The 2121-nt window shown below is 67.1% G+C and carries 1 protein-coding gene; it reads left to right on the top strand.

Going from position 1 to position 2121, the window contains the following annotated elements; all coding sequences use genetic code 11:
* On the top strand, window positions 1-2121 hold a 2121-nt coding region (locus tag NZM16_RS10645; RefSeq protein WP_295480310.1), incomplete at both ends, for a glycosyltransferase family 39 protein.

Genomic DNA, 2121 nt, shown 5'->3' with positions numbered 1-2121 from the left:
GGGTCGCGTTGGTCCTGGCCCCGCGGGGTCTGGCCCTGTTCGACGAGAAGCATGTCCTCTGGCAGGTCAGCTCCTATGGCTGGCTGGAGGTGGCCCGCAACCTGATGCGGGACAGCCACCCGCCCCTGTATTACTGGCTGGCCAAGGGCTGGTGGGAGATCGGTGGCTTCCATCATCCCTGGACCTATCGCGTGTTCTCGGTCCTGCTCGGGCTGCCTGCCATCCCTTTGGCTTTTCAGGTCGGCCGGCTTGTAGGAGGGGCTCGGCTGGGCTTAGCGCTTGCAGCCGCCCTGATGCTCAACCCCTTGTATTTGTTTCTGTTAGTCCTGATCCGGATGTATGGGCTGGTGATCGCCCTGGGGGCGCTGTCAACATTCCTGTGGCTTCGCCTGTTGGAACGCCCGACGGCTGCCCGCTGGGCGGCTTGGTCAGTCGCTCAGGGCGCTCTGATGTTCACGCATTATTACGGGCTCCTGCTGATCGGCGCCCAGTGGCTGGTGGTCGCGATCCGCCGGCCCCGGGGATGGATCGTTGGCGCCTTGGCCTCCCTCCCGTGGATGGCCGCCTTCGGCGGGTGGATCGCCCAGGCGTATGGGGGAAGCCTGGAGCATACCGTGCGGTCGCTCTCTGCCATCCCGGTGCGCCCGACGCCGTGGGAGGTGGTGTGGCATCTGTGGGCCAACCTGCTGGTCGGCCCTCTGGCGGATGGGCGGGCGGCGAAAGCCGTGGCGCTAATCGGGGCGGCCCTCCTAGGGGGTTCCCTTCTTGCCGCGAGAAGGTCTCCACGGCTGCGCAAGTGGCAGTTCATAGCGGTGGCTGCAGGGTTGCCGCCAGCGATCGGTGCCTTGCTGGCTCTACGCTGGCCGTTCTTCGCCGCCCGCTATTTCGCGATGTCCGTGGTCCCCCTGGTGGCCCTCATCGCCGCCGTGATGTTGCGCGCTCGCTGGAGGCCGGCGTTCATCGCTTTGCTCCTGCCGGGCCTGGTCGGGATCGCCGGCTTTCCGTTGCTGACCATGCCGCTGGGCCTAGTGGGTGAAGCGGAGAACACCCTCCGATCCCTCACGATCTCCGAGCCCGCCCTGGTTCAAGCCCCATGGCATTTCCTCTCAACCTTTTCCTATGCTTGGCCCGACCCGGCGCAGCGCGCCCAGGTGGTCGATCGCTCGCCCTCTTTCTGGTTCATCGGGGTCACCCTTTACCGCGCCCACTGGGAGGGTTGGCTACGGGATCTTCAGGCCACTCACCTCATCGACTTCCAGGCGGAGTTCCCCCATGCGATCCCCGAACATCAGGCCAGCGTGTTCCATCTGGTCCGCAAGGTCCCAGCCGCCCGATGGACCCAGCCGGATGCCCGGTGGGCCAACGGCATCCGGCTGCACGAGGTGGGCTGGGCGCAGGAGGCGGTGGAGCCGGGCCGTTCTGCGCAATGGCATCTGAAGTTCTCAGCCGATCAACCGCTGGATCGCCGATGGACCCTCTTCATCCATCTGGTGGACGAGGCCGGACGGCTCTGGGTCAACTGGGATGCGGAGCCGGATCCCCCCACGGATCGCTGGGTTCCCGGTCAGGTCTACGACGTCGGGCGGAGCCTGTTGATCCCTCGCTTCGTGCCCGCCGGACGTTATCAGGTGAACCTCGGCTGGTATGAGACCGGAACGCCGGGCTTTCCGCGCCTCCCGCTGACGGTCGGGGGGGACGTGCTGACCCTGGGGTGGATCGAAGTGCGGCCGATTCTGGGGTCGGCCCTCTGGGGCGCTCGATCCATCGGCATCGTGGAGATGCAGCCGCCTGAGGTCATCGTCCGCCCCTCCGCGGAAGGCTGGCGGATCTGGGTGCAGGTGGAATGGCGGGCCCGGGAGCCCGTCCCCTTCTCCGCGTGGGAGGTGGTCCTGGTCGCGCCGGAGGGCCCGCTCCCGCTCCAGCGGGCTTACCGGGTCCCAGAGGGCGCGAGGGGTGGGTCCGTGTGGAGTGTGGAGACGTGGGTGAGCCCAGAGCTCCGAGGAGGATGGCCGGCCCTGCGATGGGTGGAGATCCGATATGCCGGCCATCTCCTGGCCCGGGAGCCGGTGTGGCTGTTCCCCCCTTCCACAACCTGGAGCTATGACTGGCTGTTTTTGAACC

The organism is Thermoflexus sp. (assembly GCF_025055495.1).
In the GTDB taxonomy this organism is placed as follows: Bacteria; Chloroflexota; Anaerolineae; order Thermoflexales; family Thermoflexaceae; genus Thermoflexus.
Note: the sequence above shows the minus strand (reverse complement) of the source record. Positions and strands in the feature narration are given on the sequence as shown.